20 protein-coding genes are annotated in these 23,006 nt (G+C 34.3%); 16 read left to right on the top strand and 4 right to left on the bottom strand.

Translation table 11 applies throughout. The features are described from left to right. Positions 1-41 precede the first annotated feature (41 nt). Complete coding sequence (locus FYJ58_RS02190; RefSeq protein WP_154516611.1) at positions 42-1,514, bottom strand: undecaprenyl-phosphate glucose phosphotransferase; 1,473 nt, start codon at positions 1,512-1,514, stop codon at positions 42-44. A gap of 387 nt (positions 1,515-1,901) precedes the next feature. Here FYJ58_RS02190 and FYJ58_RS02185 point away from each other — a divergent pair, with 387 nt between their 5' ends. Next, positions 1,902-3,560: a S1C family serine protease gene (locus FYJ58_RS02185; protein ID WP_154516608.1), complete on the top strand. Its 1,659-nt coding sequence runs from the start codon at positions 1,902-1,904 to the stop codon at positions 3,558-3,560. Between the two features lie 126 nt (positions 3,561-3,686). Next, positions 3,687-5,084, top strand: coding sequence for an ATP-dependent Clp protease ATP-binding subunit ClpX (gene clpX, locus FYJ58_RS02180; RefSeq protein WP_154516605.1), 1,398 nt, complete (start codon positions 3,687-3,689; stop codon positions 5,082-5,084). 102 nt (positions 5,085-5,186) lie between these two features. On the opposite strand, the gene FYJ58_RS02175 is transcribed toward clpX, so the two are convergent. Then, positions 5,187-6,566: an MATE family efflux transporter gene (locus FYJ58_RS02175; RefSeq protein ID WP_154516602.1), complete on the bottom strand. Its 1,380-nt coding sequence runs from the start codon at positions 6,564-6,566 to the stop codon at positions 5,187-5,189. A gap of 249 nt (positions 6,567-6,815) precedes the next feature. Between FYJ58_RS02175 and FYJ58_RS02170 the strand changes: the two genes are divergently transcribed. Next, positions 6,816-8,006 carry a phosphopentomutase gene (locus FYJ58_RS02170; protein WP_154516599.1) on the top strand — a complete coding sequence of 397 codons (1,191 nt, stop codon included), beginning with the start codon at positions 6,816-6,818 and terminating at the stop codon, positions 8,004-8,006. A 101-nt stretch (positions 8,007-8,107) separates the two neighbouring features. On the opposite strand, the gene FYJ58_RS02165 is transcribed toward FYJ58_RS02170, so the two are convergent. Beyond that, the gene (locus FYJ58_RS02165) at positions 8,108-8,281 is read right to left on the bottom strand and encodes a hypothetical protein (RefSeq protein ID WP_328597780.1); all 174 of its coding nucleotides are present in this window, start codon (positions 8,279-8,281) and stop codon (positions 8,108-8,110) included. 465 nt (positions 8,282-8,746) lie between these two features. Between FYJ58_RS02165 and FYJ58_RS02160 the strand changes: the two genes are divergently transcribed. The 7 genes from FYJ58_RS02160 (at position 8,747) to FYJ58_RS02130 (ending at position 14,802) form a co-directional block, all read left to right on the top strand. Then, positions 8,747-9,349, top strand: a complete 603-nt coding sequence (locus FYJ58_RS02160; protein WP_154516593.1) for a DUF3793 family protein — start codon at positions 8,747-8,749, stop codon at positions 9,347-9,349. Positions 9,350-9,403: 54 nt separating this feature from the next. Beyond that, positions 9,404-9,832 carry a flavodoxin gene (locus FYJ58_RS02155; protein ID WP_154516590.1) on the top strand — a complete coding sequence of 143 codons (429 nt, stop codon included), beginning with the start codon at positions 9,404-9,406 and terminating at the stop codon, positions 9,830-9,832. A gap of 101 nt (positions 9,833-9,933) precedes the next feature. Next, on the top strand, positions 9,934-10,218 hold the full coding sequence (locus tag FYJ58_RS02150) for a DUF2325 domain-containing protein (RefSeq protein WP_154516587.1): 285 nt from the start codon (positions 9,934-9,936) through the stop codon (positions 10,216-10,218). Next, entirely contained in the window at positions 10,206-10,634 is a 429-nt protein-coding gene (locus FYJ58_RS02145; RefSeq protein WP_154516584.1) for a YbaN family protein, read from the top strand. The genes FYJ58_RS02150 and FYJ58_RS02145 overlap by 13 nt, the downstream gene beginning before the upstream one ends. Positions 10,635-10,670: 36 nt before the next feature. Next, the gene (locus FYJ58_RS02140) at positions 10,671-12,476 is read left to right on the top strand and encodes an ABC transporter ATP-binding protein/permease (protein WP_154516581.1); all 1,806 of its coding nucleotides are present in this window, start codon (positions 10,671-10,673) and stop codon (positions 12,474-12,476) included. Continuing rightward, positions 12,469-14,133: an amino acid ABC transporter ATP-binding/permease protein gene (locus tag FYJ58_RS02135; protein ID WP_154516578.1), complete on the top strand. Its 1,665-nt coding sequence runs from the start codon at positions 12,469-12,471 to the stop codon at positions 14,131-14,133. Before FYJ58_RS02140 ends, FYJ58_RS02135 begins: the two co-directional genes overlap by 8 nt. A 33-nt stretch (positions 14,134-14,166) precedes the next feature. Next, complete coding sequence (locus FYJ58_RS02130; RefSeq protein WP_154516576.1) at positions 14,167-14,802, top strand: DUF3793 family protein; 636 nt, start codon at positions 14,167-14,169, stop codon at positions 14,800-14,802. Positions 14,803-14,905: 103 nt separating this feature from the next. Here FYJ58_RS02130 and FYJ58_RS02125 read toward each other — a convergent pair whose 3' ends face one another. Then, positions 14,906-16,327, bottom strand: a complete 1,422-nt coding sequence (locus FYJ58_RS02125) for a S8 family peptidase (RefSeq protein ID WP_154516573.1) — start codon at positions 16,325-16,327, stop codon at positions 14,906-14,908. A gap of 284 nt (positions 16,328-16,611) precedes the next feature. Here FYJ58_RS02125 and FYJ58_RS02120 point away from each other — a divergent pair, with 284 nt between their 5' ends. The 6 genes from FYJ58_RS02120 (at position 16,612) to FYJ58_RS02095 (ending at position 22,983) form a co-directional block, all read left to right on the top strand. Continuing rightward, positions 16,612-18,315 (top strand): S8 family peptidase, encoded by a 1,704-nt coding sequence (locus tag FYJ58_RS02120; RefSeq protein ID WP_154516571.1) that lies wholly within the window; start codon positions 16,612-16,614, stop codon positions 18,313-18,315. An 82-nt stretch (positions 18,316-18,397) separates the two neighbouring features. Beyond that, positions 18,398-19,105 carry a TraX family protein gene (locus FYJ58_RS02115; protein WP_154516568.1) on the top strand — a complete coding sequence of 236 codons (708 nt, stop codon included), beginning with the start codon at positions 18,398-18,400 and terminating at the stop codon, positions 19,103-19,105. 121 nt (positions 19,106-19,226) lie between these two features. Continuing rightward, positions 19,227-20,414 carry a pyridoxal phosphate-dependent aminotransferase gene (locus tag FYJ58_RS02110; RefSeq protein ID WP_154516565.1) on the top strand — a complete coding sequence of 396 codons (1,188 nt, stop codon included), beginning with the start codon at positions 19,227-19,229 and terminating at the stop codon, positions 20,412-20,414. Positions 20,415-20,659: 245 nt separating this feature from the next. Continuing rightward, positions 20,660-21,472: a CheR family methyltransferase gene (locus FYJ58_RS02105; protein WP_154516562.1), complete on the top strand. Its 813-nt coding sequence runs from the start codon at positions 20,660-20,662 to the stop codon at positions 21,470-21,472. An 18-nt stretch (positions 21,473-21,490) separates the two neighbouring features. Further along, positions 21,491-22,519 (top strand): protein-glutamate methylesterase/protein-glutamine glutaminase, encoded by a 1,029-nt coding sequence (locus FYJ58_RS02100; RefSeq protein WP_154516560.1) that lies wholly within the window; start codon positions 21,491-21,493, stop codon positions 22,517-22,519. 71 nt (positions 22,520-22,590) lie between these two features. After that, positions 22,591-22,983 carry a response regulator gene (locus FYJ58_RS02095; RefSeq protein WP_154516557.1) on the top strand — a complete coding sequence of 131 codons (393 nt, stop codon included), beginning with the start codon at positions 22,591-22,593 and terminating at the stop codon, positions 22,981-22,983. Positions 22,984-23,006: the final 23 nt, after the last annotated feature.

Here is a 23,006-nt window from a genome sequence, read left to right as displayed (position 1 = left end):
GTGTACCAAAATCATAAGAGAAAGATTTTGGTACACGTTTTTTAATAAGCATTTTTATTGATAAATCCTTTAAAAAATGTAAGGAACAAAATTTTAAAGTCAAGACTTAAAGTCCAGTTTTCAATATAATATAAATCATGTTCAATTCGTAATTTAATGGAGGTATCACCGCGGTAGCCGTTCACCTGTGCCCAGCCGGTAAGGCCTGGACGAACCTGATGTTTAATCATATAACGTGGGATTTCCTCTTTAAATTTTTCAACAAAGAAAGGACGCTCTGGTCTTGGACCGATAAGACTCATGTCACCTTTTAACACATTGAACAATTGTGGGAGTTCATCAATACTTGTTTTTCTTATGAACTTACCAATCGGGGTCACACGAGGGTCATTAATGGTTGTCCATGCAACTTTTTCTTTTTCAGGGGGCTGTTGTTCCATAGAGCGGAACTTATACATTGCAAATTCCTTGTTATGAAGCCCAACACGGGTTTGTTTAAAAATCAAAGGTCCCTTGGATGTTGTTTTTATAATAATGGATACGATAATCATTGGTATTGAAAATAAGATTAATGCTACGATTGCACCAAATATATCGATTGCCCGTTTGATTGTTTTATTAAATACATTGCTTAATGGGACATTTCTTATATTAATAACCGGTAAGCCAAATAAATCTTCTGTATAAGGTCTGGAAGAAATAATATTATTATAATCAGGAATAAATTTAGTATGAACACCAGATTTTTCACACATATTTACAATAGAAGCTAATTTTGCATATTCATTGATACTAAGTGTGATTGCGATTTCATCTAATGTATTTTTGGCTAATAAGTTCGGTAAATCCTCTAATGTACCGATAACAGATACACCAAGAAATTCCTGACCCTTTGAAAGGGAGTCATCTAAAATGCCATGAATTTGATATCCCCATTCCGGATTATATTTCAGCCTTTTGATATATCGTTCTGCTGCACGGCTATATCCTACGATAAGAACGTGTTTCAGATTATATCCTTTTTTGCGAAAATGCCGTAGTACGGTAACGAGAATAAAACGGAATATAAGGTCTAAAGTTACATTTAAGAGGAAGAAAATAACTAAAAACCAACGGGAAGTTTCTCCAAATACTTTGAAATAATCCAAAAATGGCGAGGAATAACTACCGCTTTCATTTTGCTTAAATATAACCATTAAAAAGGTAAAATATACAATACCAACTAAGTTCGAGTAAAGCGTTGTATCAATTGCAACAGATCTGCTTCGGGACCGTTTTGGACCATACATATTACATTTAAAATAGATTAATATATATCCAGGGATTAATAATAATAAAATTCTTGCATAAATTCTCAATGGATAAAAGTATCCAACAATTTCCAATGATGGAATAGAATAGGTAAGTGGGCTGTCAAAGCGAATTTGATAAGCCAAATAAAATGCAATTACAATGATAACTGCATCAATGATAACGTGAACTTGATTTAATAATTTTTGATTGTCTTTTATCATAATGAAGCACCTGCTTTGTTTCTTAGTTTTTGCTTGTATAGCCTTTTTATTATAATACATTATATAAAATCCGTCTATAATAAATTTGCAGTTCTCACGACAAACACATGAATATTTAAACTTCCTTAAATCAAGAGTTCCTATTTTAAAATTTTCATTATCATTTTCATCTCCGTTTTTGCTTTTATTATAACGGATTATGAAATACTAAGTTTTCAAGGCATATATTGTTTTAATGGTTTAATAGTTCATAAAAAGTACATACTTCTATGACATACTATTCAAATAGTCTTCACAAACTGAACACAAATTACTGATAGAATGATTACAGAATCAAGAACAGATAATAAATCAAATTGATATAGAAATGCGAAAGGGGTAATTATTATGAGAGATGAATTTTATAATAACAACAATAATGGAGAAAACAACTTACAAAATGATGAAAGCTTAAAAGAAACTTACGATTTTACTTTAGTGAATTCGCCTGAGTCAAAAACCTCAGAAGATAACAACAGTACAAAAGATAGTCAAACAGCATCTGATTACAATTATTGGAAAGCACAAGTAGAAGAACAGACTCCAAAAACAGAACAAACTTCCTATCAGGCACCTGCTTATGGATACGATTCCGATAATTTTAGTCAAAGTCAGACAGAGAGTACTGCTTTTACAGTTGAGGATAAAGAGGTTAAAGATAAGAAACAAAAGAAAGGATTTGGAAGAACACTGGGAAGAACAGCAGCAATTGCGGCAGTCTTTGGATTAGTAGCCGGTGGAGTTTTTCAGGGAACGAATTTAGCAGTATCCCATTTTAATTCTTCGAATCCTGTTACCATTGAGTCTACTAAGACCGGAAGTTCTGTTACAGCAACAACAACTTCTTCTAAATCAACGAGTAGTACAGATGACACAAGTGTTGCAAATTTAGTTGAAAATGCAATGCCATCAATTGTTTCTATTACAAGTACAGTTGAAGAAAATATCAATTATTTTGGACGGAATTTATCTCAACAGGCAGAAGGAAGCGGTTCAGGAATTATTGTAGGTCAGAATGATAATCAGTTATTAATTGCAACGAATAACCATGTAATTGACGGTGCTAAAACAATTTCAGTTTGCTTTATTGACAATGAAGTAGTAGAGGCAGAAGTAAAAGGAACCGATTCTTCAGCTGATTTAGCGGTTGTAGCAGTTAATGTAAAGGATATTAAAGAATCTACATTAAAGGAGATTAAGGTTGCCACATTAGGTGATTCGGATGATGTTAAAGTAGGAGAGATGGCTGTTGCAATCGGTAACGCATTAGGATATGGTCAGTCTGTTACGGTTGGTTATATTAGTGCAAAAGATCGTCAAGTTGCGGTAGAAAACTCTTCTAGCAAATCTTCTTCTACAAGTATGAAGTTATTACAAACTGATGCAGCAATTAATCCGGGTAATAGTGGTGGAGCTTTATTAAATCTGAAAGGTGAAGTTATTGGAATTAATTCTGTAAAATATGCATCTACTGATGTAGAGGGAATGGGATACGCAATTCCAATTTCTACTGCAATTCCTATCATTAATGATTTAATGAATCGTGAGGTATTGACCGAAAATGAAAAAGGATATCTTGGAATTACAGGTACAGATATTACAGAAAATAACAATATTTATAACATGCCTACAGGGGTTTATGTATATGAAGTGGCAAAAGATAGTGCTGCTGAAGAAGGCGGTATGAAGGTTGGAGACATCATTGTTAAAATTAATGATAGAGAAATATCCTCGATTGAAGCTGTAAAAGAAAAAGTAAATAGCCTAAAGGTAGGAACAAAAATTACAGTTGTTGTTAAACGTAACGATAACGGAGAATATAAAGAAGTTAAGTTAAATATAACATTAAAAGGTTCTGGCTCTTTAAGCAGTTTAGATAACAATTCAAAAAATTCGGACACAACTACACAAAACAATCAACAAGCGCCAAATAGCAGTCAGGATGATTCTCAGAGTTATAGTGCAGACGATATCTTTAAAAATTTTATAGAAAATTTTGGTAACTAGGTTATAAAAAATGGGTGTAAAAAAAATACACCCATTTTTTTATGGTATTTTAAGAAACCTAATCTTGTACTGAATCGAAAGGTACGCTATAATAACGTTAGATTTCTAAAGAAAGAGGTAATCCAGATGAGCGACAATAATAAAGAAATAGAGATTGATAAAGAAAAAAAAGATGATTATGAAGATATTTGTTATATATGTAGAAGACCTGAAAGTAAAGTAGGAAAAATGATTCATATTCCGAATAATATATGCATTTGTGCGGATTGTATGCAGAAGACATTCGATTCTTTGAATACAGGTGGTATGCCATATATAGATTTTATGAATATGCCTCCAAATATGATGAATTTTAATCCACCTCCTATGGATATTCCAAAAAGCCAGAAGCTAAAGAAAAAGAAGGTAAAAGAGGAAAAAACACCGGAATTGGACATACGGAATGTACCGGCACCTCATATTATAAAAGGACAGTTAGATGAATATGTAATTGGTCAGGAATATGCAAAGAAAGTTATTTCGGTTGCTGTGTATAATCACTATAAACGTGTAGCAACAGGAACTATGGATGATATTGAAATTGAAAAATCCAATATGCTTATGATTGGCCCAACCGGAAGTGGTAAGACATTTCTTGTAAAAACACTTGCAAGACTTTTACAGGTTCCACTTGCAATAGCCGATGCTACATCATTGACAGAGGCCGGATATATTGGCGATGATGTGGAAAGTGTATTGTCAAAACTTCTTGCATCAGCAGATAATGATGTGGAAAAAGCAGAGCGAGGAATTATTTTTATTGATGAAATCGACAAAATTGCGAAAAAGAAAAGTACAACAAATCGTGATGTAAGTGGAGAGTCTGTACAACAGGGACTTTTAAAATTATTAGAAGGAGCCGATGTAGAAGTGCCAGTAGGGGCAACTAGTAAGAATGCAATGGTGCCTCTTACAACGATTAACACAAGAAATATTTTATTTATTTGTGGTGGAGCATTTCCAGAACTGGAAAAAATTATAAAAGCACGTTTGAATAAGCAGGCATCAATCGGTTTTAGTGCAACACTTAAAGACAAATATGATAACGATCCGGATATTTTTAGTAAGGTGATTGTGGATGATTTAAGAGAATTTGGTATGATACCTGAATTTTTAGGTCGTCTTCCAATTCTGTTTACATTAGAGGGATTGACAAAAGAAATGCTGATTCAAGTTTTAAAAGAACCAAAAAATGCAATTTTAAAACAATATCAAAAATTACTTGCACTAGATGAAGTAGATTTAGTATTTGATAATTCTGCTATGGAAGCAATTGCAGAAAAGGCATTAGAAAAGAAAACAGGGGCAAGAGCGTTACGGGCTATCATTGAAGAATTTATGCTTGATATTATGTATGAAATTCCGAAAGATGAAAATATTGGAAGAGTTACGATAACAAGAGATTATATCGAAAAAAAGGGCGCACCATTGATTGAGATGCGTGGAAGCTTTACACATACACCATTGCTTGAATCACAAAACTAATTTTTTTAATCATTTTTATTGCTGTACAGGCTATTTTATATACTGATAGCTTTATTTCAAAAGAAGGAGGCTACGCCTCCTTCTATTATAATTAGCGAAGTGTTATCTTGTCACATCTTTCAGCCATTTCATACTTTTATATCTCCGTACGGCAATTGGTATTTTAATAATTTCATCACTCATAAGAATAATATAGACAAGCCGAATATCCCATTTGAACACAAAAGCAGCAAGGAAACCAAATAAGATGGAAAATCCCCACATAGCTCCAACATCACAGAACAAACCATATTTCGTATCTCCACCTGCACGAAAGATTCCAACAATTAAAGTACAGGAAAAAGCTTGTGCAATTGAAAAATAGAACATAACAAATAGCATTACAGTTAAATAATTTGCAGTTTCTGCGGAAAAATTCATTACAGACAGAACAATTGGTCTTGACAAGAAGATGAGCGTACCACCAATTGTGCCTGTTAATAATGCAAGCTTAATGAATTTTTTAGAATATATTTTGGCAAGCTCAAATTTATGTTCACCAATTGTTTTGCCAAGAAAAATGGCAGTTGCACCGGAAACACCAAATGTTACTACAGTAGCTAACTGCCGGCAGACCTGTGCAACTGAGTTAGCAGCGGCAGCAGAAGTACTTAAATGTCCGATAATTGCAGAATTCGCAGAAGCACCGACACCCCATAAAAGTTCATTTAATAGTACCGGTACAGAATAAACAACGAAATCTTTGAACAATGTCTTTTCAATATGAAACATATGATAAATACGTATTCTTATGGTCTTGTTTATTTTATAAGCGTAAATGAATACGAGGACTAACTCAAATGTTCTGGCAATCAATGTTCCAATTGCAGCCCCCATGATCCCAAGCTTAGGAAATCCCAATAAACCAAAAATTAATACGGCGTTGATCCCAATGTTGATAAAAAGAGAAAGAGTATATACAATTGTGGATATAACAACTCGTTCAACACTTTTCATAACATTAAGATATACCATGGTAATTGACATCATGAGATAGGAAACGGATGTAATTCGAAGGTATACAATTCCTGCTTCAATGACAGCGGGATCTGAAGTATAAATGTGCATCAAAGCACCGGGTATGAACAGTGCGGAAAGTGTGAATATTAATGAAATAATAAGTGCAACATCAATTGTAAGCATAAGTATTTGTTCAATTTTTTTTGTATCACGTTTACCCCAATATTGTGCAGTAAGTACTGAGGCACCGGATGTAAGACCAAAGAAAATTAAAGTTAAAATAAATTGGATTTGTCCTGCCAGTGAAGCACCGGACAGAACCGTTTCGCTTATTTTACCAAGCATAATTGTATCTGCTGCGGTTACACCTACATTAATTAGATTTTGTAGTGCCATTGGAATCACAAGAGCAAAGACTTTTTGATAGAATGCCTTATTTTGCTCTTGTGTAAGGGTAAGTGTTTGCGTAGATTGATTTGACATGGTTACCTCCTGTTAATTTTATGTACGAACTTACAGTATAGCATAAAAGACGGAAAGTGACAAATTATTTTGTTTTTAGATAATAAACAGGACAAAATAAAAGGTAGCTAAATGAGGGACAGGTGGGATTTTATTATAATATGAAATCAGATATACTAATTGCAGTGAATGAAAGAACTGTTTATAATGGATGATAAGAGATAGAAATAGGAGCAGTAAATTTAGAAAAATAAGAAAGGATTGAAATTTATGAAAAAGTATAATCGTATCTTTACTATAGTAATTGACTCGATGGGAATCGGTGCTATGCCGGATTCTGAAAAGTTTGGGGATATTGGGGTAGATACACTAGGACATATAGCTGAAAAAATGGACAATTTTAAGATTCCAAATCTTACAAAGCTTGGTATTGCAAATTTACACCCTTTAAAAAATATCGAACCAGCGAAAGAACCAATTGGATATTATATGGAAATGAAAGAGGCTAGTAATGGTAAAGATACTATGACTGGTCACTGGGAGATGATGGGACTTAAAATTGAGACTCCTTTTCAGACATTTACGGAAACCGGGTTCCCAAAAGAGTTAATTGACGAGTTAGAAAAACGCACTGGAAAAAAAGTAATTGGTAATAAGAGTGCCAGTGGTACAGAAATTCTTGATGAATTAGCAGAAGAAGAGATTAAAACAGGTGCTATGATTGTATACACATCTGCAGACTCTGTACTTCAAATCTGTGGAAATGAAGAAACATTTGGATTAGATGAATTATATCGTTGCTGTGAAATTGCAAGAGAGATTACAATGAAAGACGAGTGGAAGGTAGGACGTGTTATAGCAAGACCTTATGTTGGTAAAAAGAAAGGTGAATTTAAACGTACTGCTAACCGCCATGATTATGCATTAAAACCTTATGGAAAGACAACATTAAATGCACTACAGGAACAAGGATATGATGTGATTTCTGTTGGTAAGATTAATGATATTTTTGTTGGCGAAGGAATTACAGATTCTCATCGTTCTAAGAGTTCTGTTCACGGAATGGAGCAGACAATTGAGATTGCGAAGGAAGACTTCAAAGGATTATGTTTTGTAAACTTAGTTGACTTTGATGCACTTTGGGGTCATAGAAGAGATCCAATCGGATATGGTAAGGAAATCGAACGCTTTGACGAAAAACTTGGTGAATTATTAGGTGAGTTAAAAGAAGATGATTTATTAATTATTACCGCTGACCATGGAAATGATCCAACTTATACAGGAACAGACCATACAAGAGAAAAGGTACCATTCCTTGCATATTCTCCATCTATGAGTGGACATGGAGAACTTCCTACAGTAGACACATTTGCTACAATTGGTGCAACAATTGCAGATAATTTTGATGTAGCTATGCCAGAGAATACAATTGGTTCCTCTATTTTGGATCAATTAAAATAATAAATAATTTTGTTACAAGCTATAAAAATGTTCCTAGGGGCAACTTTTTTTGGAAGTTGTCCCTAGGATTTTGTATTTAACGGATTCTATTTTTAAATTGTTTATTCTTCGGATGTTATTGATGTATGATTTGTTCTGTCATTTATACGCAGTACAATCTCATCGGTATCTACTTGCAATTCGATTTTATTGCTCATAAGTTCTGGAATATCCTTAACAGTCAGGACCGTACCGGTTTTCATACCATCAAGGTCTACGGTAATCGTATCAACTATATTTTCCTTTCTTTTTTCTTTCTTTCAACCTTGCTTTTGTTAGTTTTTTCCTGCCTCTCACTGCTTGGCAAAATTATTTTACCAATACTTATTTCGCTTATGGAAGCAGTGCAAAATAAAATGCAGAATAGTTTTTTGTAACAGATGCTATGAACCATATTTGTTACATCTTGAATTTTTACATAGTAATTCAATTGTATACCAATCTTATAAAAAAAGAAGGACTCTTCATACAACGCTGTCAAGCGTAATACCAAAAGCCCTTCTTTAAGACGGTTCTTTTATTCTGATTAAATTTTGTTAGATATAGTATAGCATAGTTTGAAAAGAAAAGCAAATATTTGGAAATGACTGTTTTGGAACTTATTATTGAAATATTTTATCAAACAATACACTTGATTATTATAAAAAATTAGTGTATTCTAATTGTAGTTAGTTGATGCTAACTAAGGAAAGGATGAAATTATGTCACAGAAAACTGATTTTGATATGCAAATTGCAAACCAATGTGCACCTGTTTTATTAGGAATTAAGATGTCTAATATATTAATAACAGATATTGAAAATGAAAAGAAACTTTATCGCTTATTTTGTTTTGGAGCAATATCCGTTAAATGTTTAAGCAGAAATGAAGATAAGATTACTTATTTAGTATATCGGAAAGAGGAATTAGAGTCTTATTTGAACCAAAAAAGGATAGCATCTTTTTTAGAGGGGCTTGGATATGAGAAAGCAGGAACGAGAGAACAATTAAACCAATTATCGTATCGTTTTCATATCAATCGTAAGAACAGGATGGAATTTCCACATGAGATAGGTGTTTTTTTAGGATATCCGTTAAGGGATGTTATAGGATTTATAGAAAATAGCGGAAAGAATTTTCTATTATGCGGGTACTGGAAGGTTTATTACAATGTGGAACAGGCAAAGCAAATTTTTTCTTATTATGATTATGCAAAACGGCATATTAAATATTTAGTTCAAAGTGGTGTAAAAATAGAGTGGATTTTATCTTTTTATTCATCCAATCGTCATGACGAAAGTGAAACAAAGCTTATTGCGAGTTAAATAAGAAGTTATCTATCAAATAAAAATAGAAAGAAAGGAAGATGGGGTAAAACAATGAGAGAAATTATGATTGTATATTGGTCAGGAACAGGTAATACGGAAGAAATGGCAAACGAAATTGCAGCGGGGATTGAAGAAAATGGGAAGAAAGCGAGATTAGTTGAATTTGCTTCCGCTTCAAAAGAAGAGATAGAAAAATCTTCTGTTTTTGCAATGGGATGTCCTGCAATGGGAGCAGAAGTGTTAGAAGAAGGAGAAGCAGAGCCATTTGTTTCTTCAATCGAGTCTATTGTTTCCGGGAAAAAAATAGGTTTATTTGGCTCCTATGGATGGGGTGATGGGCAGTGGATGAGAGATTGGGAAGAACGTATGAAAGAAGCCGGTGCAGAAATCGTAGGGGGTGAAGGTGTAATAGCAATGGAAGCTCCTGATGAAGATGCAAAGGTACAGTGCAGAATGTTAGGAAAGCAATTAGCACAGTAATATAAAAAGAAGAAAGAACTGTTACGAAATCAATGCTACATAACAGATAAGAAGGATAAAATTGATTTTGTAACAGTTCATAATAAGAGGAGGACTTGTATATGAGTATTGTAATTATCGGAGGGCATGACCGAATGGTCTGTAGATATAAAAAAATATGTAAGGAATATTCTTGTAAAGCAAAAATATTTACTCAAATGTCTGGAAACTTAAAAGAACAGCTTGGCTGTCCGGATTTATTTGTATTATTTACGAATACAGTATCTCATAAAATGGTTCGTTGTGCATTAACAGAAGCAGAACGGAATCATGTAGAAGTTGTTCGCTGTCACAGCAGTAGTGGAAGTGCATTAATTGAAATTTTGGAGGAAAAATGCAGAAAATAGTTCGTTTTTTATGTATTATAGCAGCGTTCCTTTGCGTTTTGCTGGGAGTAATAGGAATTGTTCTTCCTATTTTACCAACAACACCGTTTTTATTGTTAGCCGCTATTTTATTTGCAAGAGGTTCAGAGTATTTTCATAGGTGGTTTTTATCAACCAGATTATATAAAAAATATATTGAGAGTTTTGTTCAGACAAAGGCAATGACAAAGAAAGAAAAATGTTCTGCATTAAGTATGATTACTGTTTTGCTTGGAATAGGTTTTATTTTTTCACCAGTTTGGTATGCGAAAGCATTGATTATAGTAATCGCGGTAGCTCATTATATTTATATTTCATTCCGAATTAAGACAGTAAAGCCTTCTGAAAAAGAAATTAGCTCAATAGAAAATAAAAAGACAGAGAAGATTATGACATAGGAGTGGAGCGATAAAAAAGGAAGAGAGGAAAAATTTATGTTTCATAAGAGGCTGTTGGGCACATTAAAAGAAACCCGGGGCTATACCGCAGGAATGGTAGTCTGTCAGTGGATTAGTCTTTTGGCGAATATCGTATTTTTATATAGAACGGCAGGAATAATAGGAAGTATGTATAAAAAAACCATAACAAGTGAGGAATTATACTCGTATGTATTGCTTGTTATGGTAATTTTATGTATAAGAGGTATTTGTACTCATATCAGCGGGCAATTGTCAAATTTGTCATCGCTAATGGTAAAAGAAAAGATAAGAACGCTAATTTTTAACAAGATGATTCGAATTGGAACACGTTATAGTGAGAATAAATCTACTTCTGAAATTGTCCAGATTAGTACAGAGGGAGTGGAACAATTAGAAATTTATTTTGGAAATTATATACCACAGTTTTTTTACAGTATACTTGCACCTCTGACATTGTTTTTTGTTGTAGGAACTATGAGTATAAAAGTAGCAGGGATATTACTTCTCTGCGTGCCATTTATTCCAATTTCCATAGTTGCAGTACAAAAGTTTGCTAAAAAACTGTTAAAAAAATATTGGGGCACGTATACAGAACTTGGTGACAGCTTTTTGGAAAGTTTACAAGGATTGACGACGTTGAAAATATATAACGCAGATGAGAGATATGCAAAAAAAATGGATAAAGAAGCAGAGCGGTTCAGAAAGGTAACAATGCGTGTTTTGATTATGCAGTTAAATTCAATTAGTATCATGGATTTAATTGCATATGGAGGAAGTGCGATTGGAATTATCCTTAGTTTAAAGTTATTTCAACAAAATTTACTTTCTATCGAACATTGCTTTTTTATCATTATGGTATCAGCAGAATTTTTCCTTCCGCTCCGTTTGCTTGGTTCTTTTTTTCACATTGCGATGAATGGAAATGCTGCTGCAGATAGAATTTTTGCATTTTTAGATGAAGAGGAAGCAAAGAATGGTAGAGTGGAAGCGGATGCGTTGACCGGAAAAGATATATTGATACAAAATGTTGATTTTGCTTATCCATTTTCAAAAGAAAAAGAGGAACAAAAGAGAGAAAAAAAACAAATATTAAAAAAGGTATCTATGAAGATACCAGAAAATAATTTTATAGCAATTGTTGGTGAATCCGGATGTGGAAAAAGTACAGTTGCATCTTTATTAACAGGAGAGTATAGTGCGGACAAAGGTAAGGTTACACTGGGTGGTATTCCTATAACGGAACTTTCCATGCAGACAAAAAATAAGCTGATTACGCGGGTAAACCATATTAATTATCTCTTTCAAGGGTCGGTAAGAGAAAATCTTAAAATGGGAAATCAAGAGGCATCTGATGAACAAATGGAGGAAATATTAAAGCAGGTACAATTGTATTCTTTTATTAAGAAGCATGGTGGCTTGGATATGCTTCTTAAAGAAAATGGAGCAAATCTTTCAGGAGGACAAAGACAAAGGTTATCATTAGCAATAGCTTTGCTTCACGACAGTGATATATATATATTTGATGAGGCGACTTCTAATATTGATGTCGAAAGTGAAAATCTTATTATGGAGATTATCATCGGTTTAGCAAAGAAAAAAACAGTAATATTAATTACTCATCGTCTTTTTAACGCTAAGTCGGCAGATAAGATATATGTTATGGAAAAGGGAAAAATTGTACAAACTGGAATTGAGAATGAGTTAATAAAAGAGGAAGGGATATATAAGAAACTGTATGAACAGCAAAGCGAGCTGGAGGATTATCGTGTAATTCGTAAAAATCAAGTAATCGACCAGAATGGAGGAAGCGTTTATGAATAAAAAAAGAAATGGCTGGCAGGTAATGTATGGTCTGATTGGGTTGATTAAACCATTGCTTCTTCCGATGACAGTGGCAATTATAATGGGAACTGCCGGACATCTATGTGCAACATTTATTACAGTATTAGGTGGTTATGGAATTTTATCAGTTCTGGGATTATTCTCAGGAATGGCAATGAAATATATTACAATTGTTCTTATTAGTTTGGCAGTGTTTCGTGGAATTTTACGATATAGTGAACAGGCATGTAATCATTATATTGCATTTCGGCTTTTAGCAAGAATTCGCCATATGGTATTTCAAAAGCTGAGGATACTTGCGCCTGCAAAATTAGATGGAAGAGAAAAAGGAAATCTGATTGCGATTATAACAACAGATATCGAATTATTGGAGGTTTTCTATGCACATACGATTTCGCCAATCTGTATTGCGGTTCTTACATCTGGTTTTATGGTATGGTTTATTGGAAAAAGACACATTTTTCTTGGTCTAGTTGCCTTTTTGGGATATTTTTTGGTAGGTATATTGATACCTATGTTTAATGGAAAACTGGGAGCAAAATTAGGACAAAGATATCGGGAAAAGTTCGGTGAATTAAATTCTACTGTATTGGACAATTTGAGAGGAATCCGAGAGATTAATCAATATGCCCAGATAGAGCAAAGAAAAAATAAAATGAATCAAAAAACAGAAGATTTGAAAGCCGCTCAGTCACAATTGAAACGATTGGAGAGCTGGCAAAGAGTAATGACAGATATTTCAATTATTGGAACCGGAGTTTTTATGATTATTGTAGCTGCTATATTGGAACAGCAAGGAAAGATTGATTTTTCAGAGAGTCTTTTGACCGTTATTGCTATTATGAGTTCATTTGGTCCTGTGGCGGCATTGTCGAGTCTTTCTAATAATCTGCATCAAACATTAGCTAGTGGAAATCGTGTGTTAAATTTATTAGAGGAAGAGGCTGTAACAAAAGAAGTTGATGATGGAAATGAATTTGTGGCAGGGGATATTCAATGCAACAATCTTACATTTTATTATAACAAAGGAAAATCGACTCAGATTTTATCAGGATTAAATGTACATTTAAAACACGGAACTATAATTGGAATTCATGGAAAAAGTGGTTGTGGAAAATCTACATTTTTAAAATTATTGATGAGATTTTTTGAGACGACAGAAGGGGAAATCTGCTATAGGGATACAAACATAAACAAGATAAACACAAAATCTCTTAGAGCTCATATTGCATATGTAGAACAGGAAACTTTTTTGTTCCACGATACGATTGAAAATAATCTAAAGATTGCAAAGGAAGATGCAACTATGGAAGAAGTTATAAGTGCCGCGAAGAAAGCCTCGATTCATGATTTTATTGAAGCATTGCCTCAAGGTTATAAGACAATTGTCAGTGAGCTTGGAAGCTCGGTTTCAGGCGGGGAAAAACAGAGGATTGGAATTGCACGGGCATTCTTAAAAGATTCAGACTATATTTTCTTAGATGAGCCGACGAGTAATCTGGACAGTCTAAATGAAGCGGTGATTTTAAAAACTTTAAAGAAGGAACAGCAGTCTAAGACAATAGTATTAGTGTCACATAGACGGTCTACAATGAATATTACTGATACAACGATTCATATGGAAGAAACTGTTTAAATGATATTTGAATGAAATGGATAATAGGGTGATATGCTAAAAGTAATAAAGAAAGAGAAGGGAAGTTATATCATTCAAAAGGAAGAAAAATTAACAGGATATTCAAAGAATTTGGCGTTGGAGCAACAGATTGCATATCAGTGTGCACCGGTTTTATTGGATATTAAGCCTGCTAATCTTTTAATTATTGATAATACTGATTGGGAAGATGTGAAAAAGATATTTTGGAAGACGGATATAGAGATGGAAAAATTAGAAATGAGAAAGAAAAAAATAATGGTCTTTTTATATCGCAGAGAAGAATTGCAGGAATATCTTTTCTCTTCACAGATTCGATATTTTTTAAAACAAAATGGATATCTAAGCAAGTCATTGGAAGGAATGATTGCGTATCTCAAAAGAAAGTACATGCTGTATCAGACAAAAAATATAGAATTTCCGCATGAAGTAGGTGTTTTTTTAGGGTATCCATTGGATGATGTTAAAGGGTTTATGGAAAATAAAGGGAAAAATTATCTGCTATCTGGATACTGGAAGGTGTATAATAAGGAATTTCATCAAGATAAATTGTTTCATTACTATAATGAAGGAAGAATATTGCTTTGGAAGTTATTGAAAGATGGGATTACGTTACGCCAGATACTAGAAAACAAAAAGGAATGGAAATAAAAGACCGCTCACTCTAAAATAAAGAGTGAGCGGGTGCTTGCAAGTAGTATTTATACACAATTGGTTAAATAGTAATTAGTTTATTACATAAAAATTTTAGGCATTAAGAAGCTTTTTGTGCATCCATTCCATAATAAGAATAAGAAGCAGCAGCTTGTAATGCACCATATGTATTTAATTTAGCACCATTTGCTACTTTGCTTGCTAAAATTGGAGATTTTGTAGCACCAGATAAAATTGCCTGTTTAATCTGGGATGCACTTAAGTTACCATAGTAGGAAGATACCATAGCTGCAACACCGGTTACCATTGGAGCTGCCATGGAAGTACCTGTCATGTAGTTATATGCACCTTGGCTACTGTGACTTGGATCTACGACAGTACTGTAAATATCAGTTCCAGGAGCAGCTATGTTAACAAATGTTGAGCTGTAGCAAGAACTTTGGTCAATCTGACCGGTTGTGTTGTAGTTACCAACTGTAATCTGGTTTGGCAAATTATAGCAGGCTGGATATACGTTTAATCTTCCGATATCATAACCTCTCCAGTTTGTAGCCTTGATACCATTTCCGGCAGCACAAACAAATAACATCGAAGAATCGTGCATTGTCTGATGTAGAGCTGCATCATATTGATTCATTCCAAGACTTAAGTTACAAATAGTAGCACCATTTTGTTCGGCATAGTGAATGCCTTTAATAATAGAATCAGTAGAGCCAGAACCATTAGGACCGCCTAATACTTTTACAGGCATAATTTTAATATTGGATACGGATTTTGAGGCAACACCAGCAATTCCGCTTCCAGCATCAGAATCAGCACCTATAATACCAGCTACATGAGTTCCATGGTCGTCTTCATGACCATATTGGGTAGCTCTATATTCACATACCTGATTGTTGTTAGAATAGAAATTCCATCCATAATAATCTCCAGGATAACCATTTCCATCATTATCTTGATTGGAATAAAAATCTTCATCTGTATTTTGCCAAAGATTTTTTAATAAAGATGTATGCTGGAAGTCAATACCTGTATCTACAACCGCTACAATAGTTTCGGCTTCTGCACTCTGAGGCATGTCCCAGGCAGGAAGAATGTTAATATTATGTTCGCCATTGTATGCCCATTGTAAATAGTGGTAAGAATTATTGCCCAGTCTGTCTGTTGAATAATATGTATAATTTGGTTGTACAACTAAGACATTTGGGTCATTAGCAAGTGTATCAACTGCATCTTTTAATTCTGCTTTTGAATCTACTTCGATTAAAGAGCAATCGTCTGTTAATTTTTCTTCCGTTGCACTGTCTGGAAGATCTGATACGGTAGTGGCTTCTGTTTTGTACACAACAATCATTTCATTGTCTTCGTATTCATTGATATCTGTTACAGAATCCTGTTCAATCGCAGCAGCTTTTGCTGTTACGGCTGGGTTGAATGGAAGCTCCCCAGTTCCCATTGCAACTGTCATGCATAATAGTAAGCTGACAAATGACTTGTTTCTTTTTTGTTTCATAACTCTCATAATTGATTCTCCTTTCCCGTTGCTAGGTATACGCTTTCGGTTTTGTGTATATATACTACATAAATGATTATAACACACATGGAATTAAATGTAAATATATTGAATAAAATGGTATCCTTTGTATAATTAATTCAATTCTGCTAACCGGTATTTACAAGTGCTTAATTTGCAGTATAATAAAAAGTTAGGCTAAAAATACAATGGTTTTAGGTATAATGATTGTAGCATAAAATTTTGTCTTGCATATAATAAAATGATGTTTGTGTGGTATAAAGGAAATAAGGATGGCGAAACAGGAAAATTGTGGAGATATTTTTTATGATAATGGCTATGCAGATTATATATTGGAATATTTGGGAGGAATAGAGTCATTAGAACGTATTTATAACCCTACTTGTTTACAGCAGATAAACGAACGTTTTTTCGTGATTGCGCAGCCTATTACAGGAAATCCTATGATTACGCTGAATCAATATGGATATTCGACTGTTCCGAAATGCTTTGGATTATTAGATACGTCTAGTATGGAAGATGCCGGTATATTAAGGGTTCGCAGACAGCCATATCTTAATTTAACAGGAAGCGGAGTTTTAATTGGGTTAATTGATACAGGAATTGATTACACCAATCCTTTATTTAAAAATGCAGATAATACAAGCCGGATTATAGCAATTTGGGATCAAATGGAGCGAACAGGGGTTTCGCCGGAAGGTCTTTACTATGGTTCTGAGTATACTCAGGATATGATTAATGAGGCCTTACAATCGGAGGATCCTTATTCGATTGTTCCATCAAGAGATGAAAATGGGCATGGGACATTTTTAGCCGGATTAGCAGCCGGAAATGAGGATTTGGAAAATCAGTTTACAGGAGCTGCTCCTCAGGCACAGCTTGTTATTGTAAAACTGAAAGAAGCAAAACAGCATCTTAGGGATTTTTTTTGTATTCAGGAGGAGGCAGCTGCTTACTCAGAAATTGATATTATGTTGGGATTAAGATATATCCAAAATATTGCAATTCAAAAAAGCATGCCACTTGTTATTTACGTTGGATTAGGGACAAATGCCGGAAACCATAGCGGAACTTTACCACTATGCCGGTATCTTAACATGATTTCTCCTACTTTTGGGACTGCTTATGTTGTGGCAGCAGGAAATGAGGGAAATCAATCTCATCACTACCAAAGTGATTTGTTAAGTGCAGGGACAGAAGAAGAGGTAGAATTTCGTGTTGGAGAAAATGAAACAGGTGTGTATATGGAATTATGGACAAGTGCACCCAGTCTATTTTCTGTGGGACTTATTTCTCCGTTGGGAGAGTATACAGGAAAGATTCCAATTTGGTACAAGGACGGTAGCGCCATTACATTTCCTTTAGAAGCAAGTCAGATTTATATTCATTATACAGTTGTAGAAACCTATACAGGCGATGAAGTAGTTGTAATTCAGATTGTTACACCAACACCTGGTATTTGGAAGCTTCGGGTATTTAATGACGGGGTAGATAATGCTTTTTATAATATTTGGATGAGTATGGAGCATTTTTTGACAAAGGATACTTATTTCTTGAACCCAGAACCTTATACAACAGTATGTGAGCCGGGAAACACGACATCAATATTGACAATGACAGGATACAATCATATTACAAATAGTATTTATCCGGGTGCCAGCAGGGGTTATACGATAACAAATGATATTAAGCCTGAAATAACAGCACCGGGGGTAAATGTATATGGACCACTGTTAAATGGAAGATTTGGGACAATGAGTGGAACTTCGGTTGCAGGTGCAATTGGAGCTGGTGCTGCAGCATTAATGTTGGAGTGGGGGATTGTCAGAGGAAATAGTGGAGCAATGCAGACTACGGAAATCGAAAATTTATTTATTCGCGGTGCAAAGAGGATTAATTTAAATTATCCAAATAGGGAATGGGGGTATGGAATTTTGGATGTATATAGTACATTTGAAAGCATGAGGATTAGTTGATTTTAGAAAGAGGATTGATTGATCGATCTTAGATAGGGTATAATGTGGATATAAAAAAATTAAACTAGGTATGGGGATAGAAATGAAAATAAAATTTGGTATCAATGGAAGTACATTAAAGATAATAGCAGTCTTAACAATGTTAATTGACCATATTGGAGCAGTTATATTGAATAATCTGCTCCATTTTTCAAATGGAATACAAATTCATGATAGTATATTTTGGGGGTATCAAATTTGTAGGGCAATTGGACGGAGTGCATTTCCTATATTTTGTTTTTTGCTTGTAGAGGGTTTTTTACATACACATAATGTGAAAAAATATGCAGAAAGGCTGCTTTTATTTGCTTTTATTTCTGAAATTCCGTTTGATTTGGCAGTGAGTAGGACGATCTGTGACATGGAAAGCCAAAATGTATTTTTTACGCTTTTTATCGGTTTACTTGTTTTGATTGGCTTTCGGACGTTGGAACAAAGGGTGGCAGGAAGAATCCTTACAATGGGATATATTATAATTTTGTTATTGGGAATTGTTGTGAGTATTTTGTTATATACGGATTATTCCCTGTTTGGAATTGTTTCGATAGCAGTGTTATATTTGTACCGTAATTGTAAGCAACAACAGATTTTTATTGGGGCATGCTCTTTTTTATGGGAGCCGTTTGCATTGCTTGGTTTTATTCCGATTGCATTTTATAATCATGAAAGAGGAATAAAACTAAAATATTTCTTTTATTTTTTTTATCCGGTGCATTTACTTATACTCTATGGAATATCAATTTATATTTAAAAAAGCGCAAGAAATTAACACAAACATATGTTCCATGAAAAGGGACTTTTGTTGTATTATTAAAGCATCTATGTTAAAATAATAACATGACAGTAATGAAGGTAAACCTAGGAGGAGAAACATGATTTCTAAAAAAATGGAAGCTCTTGTAGAGAATAGTTCTGTAATTCGGGCTATGTTTGAAGAGGGGAAAAAAATGGCGGATTTATACGGGGCAGAAAATGTTTTTGATTATAGCTTAGGCAATCCAAGTATAGAACCACCAGACGAAGTAAAAAAAGCAATTATTGATATTGTGACGGAAGAAAACCCGATGGATATTCATGGGTACATGAATAATTCGGGATATGAGGAAGTTAGAAGAGAGATTGCAGTTTCTTTGAATAAGCGATTTGATACTGCATTTGGAGTGGAACATATTTTAATGACCGTTGGTGCAGCCGGCGGACTGAATGTTATTTTGAAAACCTTGTTAAATCCTGGGGATGAAGTAATTGTATTTGCACCATTTTTTGGGGAATATCGTAATTATGTAAATAATTATGACGGAAATCTGATTGTAGTTCCTCCGGATACAAAGAGTTTTTTGCCAAATCTTCGGGAATTTGCTAATAGAATTTCAGAAAGAACAAAGGCGGTTATTGTGAATACACCAAACAATCCAACTGGTGTCGTATATTCGGAAAATACAATAAAGGCACTGGCGGAGATAATGTATAAGGCGCAGGATAAATTTGGAACTTCTATTTATTTAATATCAGATGAACCATATCGGGAACTTGCATATGACGGAGTAGAGGTGCCTTTTTTGACAAAGTACTATGAAAATACAATCGTAGGTTATTCCTATAGTAAGTCTTTATCACTTCCGGGAGAGCGAATAGGTTATTTAGTAATGCCAGGTGAATTGGACGATTGGGAAGAAATTGTGCATGCAGCTAATGTGGCGAATCGAATTCTTGGCTTTGTTAACGCACCGTCTTTATTGCAAAAAGTAATTGGAAAATGCGTGGATGTGCCGATAAACATTTCTCAATATGATAGAAATCGTAAATTTCTATACGATGCATTGAGTCGGTGCGGTTATGAAATGGTAAAGCCGGAAGGTGCATTTTATTTGTTTATAAAAGCATTTGAGAAAGACGATGTGGCATTTTCTGAAAAGGCAAAAAAACATAGATTATTATTAGTACCGGGAAGTGCATTTGGTTGTCCGGGATATGTTCGCCTTGCTTATTGTGTTGATTATGATATGATAAAACGCTCTATTCCAAGCTTTCAGGCATTGGCAAAAGAGTATTATAGATAAAAATCCTATTTTATAAAATTGCTGATTTTTCAAAGCTTTTATGGAAAACAAGGGGATGAAGCAGATAAATCAGAAACAATAGGAACAGAGGAAGAAATGAAACAGTTTATTAATGTGGTTAAATTATATATGACTTCATGAAAAAAGAAGAAAGAACTTCCATTCATGGAATTTGGGGATTCGATTGACAAAAGTTGAAAAAACGATTAAAATATATTATATCGTGAGGAGTAGGAGGAGCTTTTTTGAAAATTTCTGAAAGTGAGTTTCAAAGAATTGTATATTATGTAAAATCAAAGTATGGTATTGAGTTGGGACATAAAAGGACATTAATTGAAGGAAGACTTGAGAATCACTTAGTCCGCAATGGCTATACAAGTTATAACGAATATATGGATGAAGTGGAATATCATCCGAATAGTCAGGAAGCTAAAAATATTATTAATGTGTTGACAACAAATCATACCTATTTTATGAGAGAACCAGAGCACTTTCGTTTTTTAAAAGAGAATGTCTTTCCACAGCTAAGAATAAGAGAAAGTAAAGATAAGGATATTCGTACATGGTGTGCAGCTGCTTCGACAGGTGAGGAACCTTATACGCTAGGAATGCTTTTAATGGATTATTTTAAGCTTGCAGAAGGTAATTGGGATACTACCCTGTTGGCAACAGATATATCAACGAAAGTATTGAAATTTGCGATTGAGGGAAAATATTTGGCAGAACAGATAGCTCCACTTCCAAATGTATGGAAGAAATGCTATTTTAAACGAAAAAGTGAAGAGGAGTATCAGGTTACAGATGAATTAAAAAAGCAGGTTTTATTCCGGGAATTTAATTTGATGAATCCACTTCCCTTTCGTAAAAAATTTCATATTGTATTCTTAAGAAATGTTATGATTTATTTTGATGAAGAAACAAAAATACAATTGCTTAATCGAATCTACGACCATATGGAAGCTGGCGGTTATTTATTTATTGGAACAACGGAAACGATTGATAAGTCGAGAACGAGGTTTCGGTATGTAAGACCAGCCGTTTATCAAAAAGTAATTTAATAAATAATAGGTGATAGTATGAAACAGATTAAAGTTTTGGTTGTAGAGGATTCTCTTGTGTTTCGCGAACTTTTAGTGAGAGGGATTGAAAGTGATCCTGCATTGAAAGTTGTTGCACAAGCTTCTAATCCGTATGAGGCAAGAGATGCTATTTTAAAGTATCGTCCGGATGTTATGACATTGGATGTTGTAATGCCAAGAATGGACGGGATTGAATTTTTAAGAAAACTTATACCACAGTACCCATTGCCTGCAGTTGTTGTTAGCGTAAAAAACAGAGAAAGCTTTGAAGCATTGAATGCTGGGGCCGTGGATTTTGTAAGTAAACCGAATACAAATAATCCTAAGCAGATTGAAGATTTTGTTAAAAAGGAATTGAATATAAAAATAAAAATTGCTTCGACTGCCAAAATGGGTAACTTAAAACAAAGCAGGGGAACTTCTTCTATTTTAGAGAATGTTGAAAAAAATTATGGAGAACGCATTATTGCAATTGGTGCCTCTACAGGAGGAACCGAAGCAATTGCTACAGTTATAAAAAATTTTAAGCCTGACATACCGGGAACCGTAATTGTTCAGCATATGCCTCCCGGGTTTACTACAATGTATGCAGAACGATTGAATAATCAAAGCAGTGTGTTTGTAAAAGAGGCACAGTCCGGTGATATTGTGGAACGGGGAAAGGTATTGCTTGCCCCGGGGGATTTGCAAATGCGGCTTACAAAAATAAGCGGTACATACCGGGTAGAATGTAAAGCAGGCGAAAAGGTTAGTGGTCATTGTCCATCAGTTGATGTATTATTTCATTCGGTAGCAGCTAATGCCGGTTCTCATGGGATTGGCGTATTATTGACCGGAATGGGGGCAGACGGTGCTAAGGGGTTACTGGCTATGCGTCGTGCGGGGGCAGAAACAATTGGACAGGATGAGGCAAGCTGTGTTGTATATGGAATGCCTAAAGTTGCTTATGAGATAGGAGCAGTAAAATATCAGGTTGATATAAATAATGTAGCTCCTAAGATTTATAACATTCTGAATGGAAGATAGGTGTGTAGGAATCTCTGCTTCGGATTAAAATAGAGATAAAAAAGAAAATGAAAGTGAGGATATAGGAAGAAATGAGAATATTAATAGCAGAAGATGATTTTGCAAGTAGGAAATTTATGCTCCGCTTTTTATCGAAGTATGGTGAGTGTGATGTAACAGTGGATGGAATGGAGGCAGTTGATGCATTCCTTATGGCATTAGATGCAGATGAGGGATACGATTTAGTATGTCTTGATATTATGATGCCGGCTTTAGACGGTTATCAGGCATTAAAAGCAATCCGTGATATTGAAAAGGACAGAGGGATTCCAGAGGACAAAGCGGCTAAAATTATTATGACAACTGCGTTAAATGAAGGACGTAATGTAACGAAGGCATTTGAACTTGGTTGTGTTGCTTATGCAGGTAAGCCAATAGACCAGGATAAATTTGAAAATGTTCTTAGAAAATTGGAATTAATATAATTTGTGGTGCTTAGGGATTGCCA

The organism is Velocimicrobium porci (assembly GCF_009696045.1).
Taxonomy (GTDB): domain Bacteria; phylum Bacillota; class Clostridia; order Lachnospirales; family Lachnospiraceae; genus Velocimicrobium; species Velocimicrobium porci.
The sequence above is the reverse complement of the archived record's forward strand: the minus strand, read 5'-3'. Positions and strand labels throughout refer to the sequence as shown.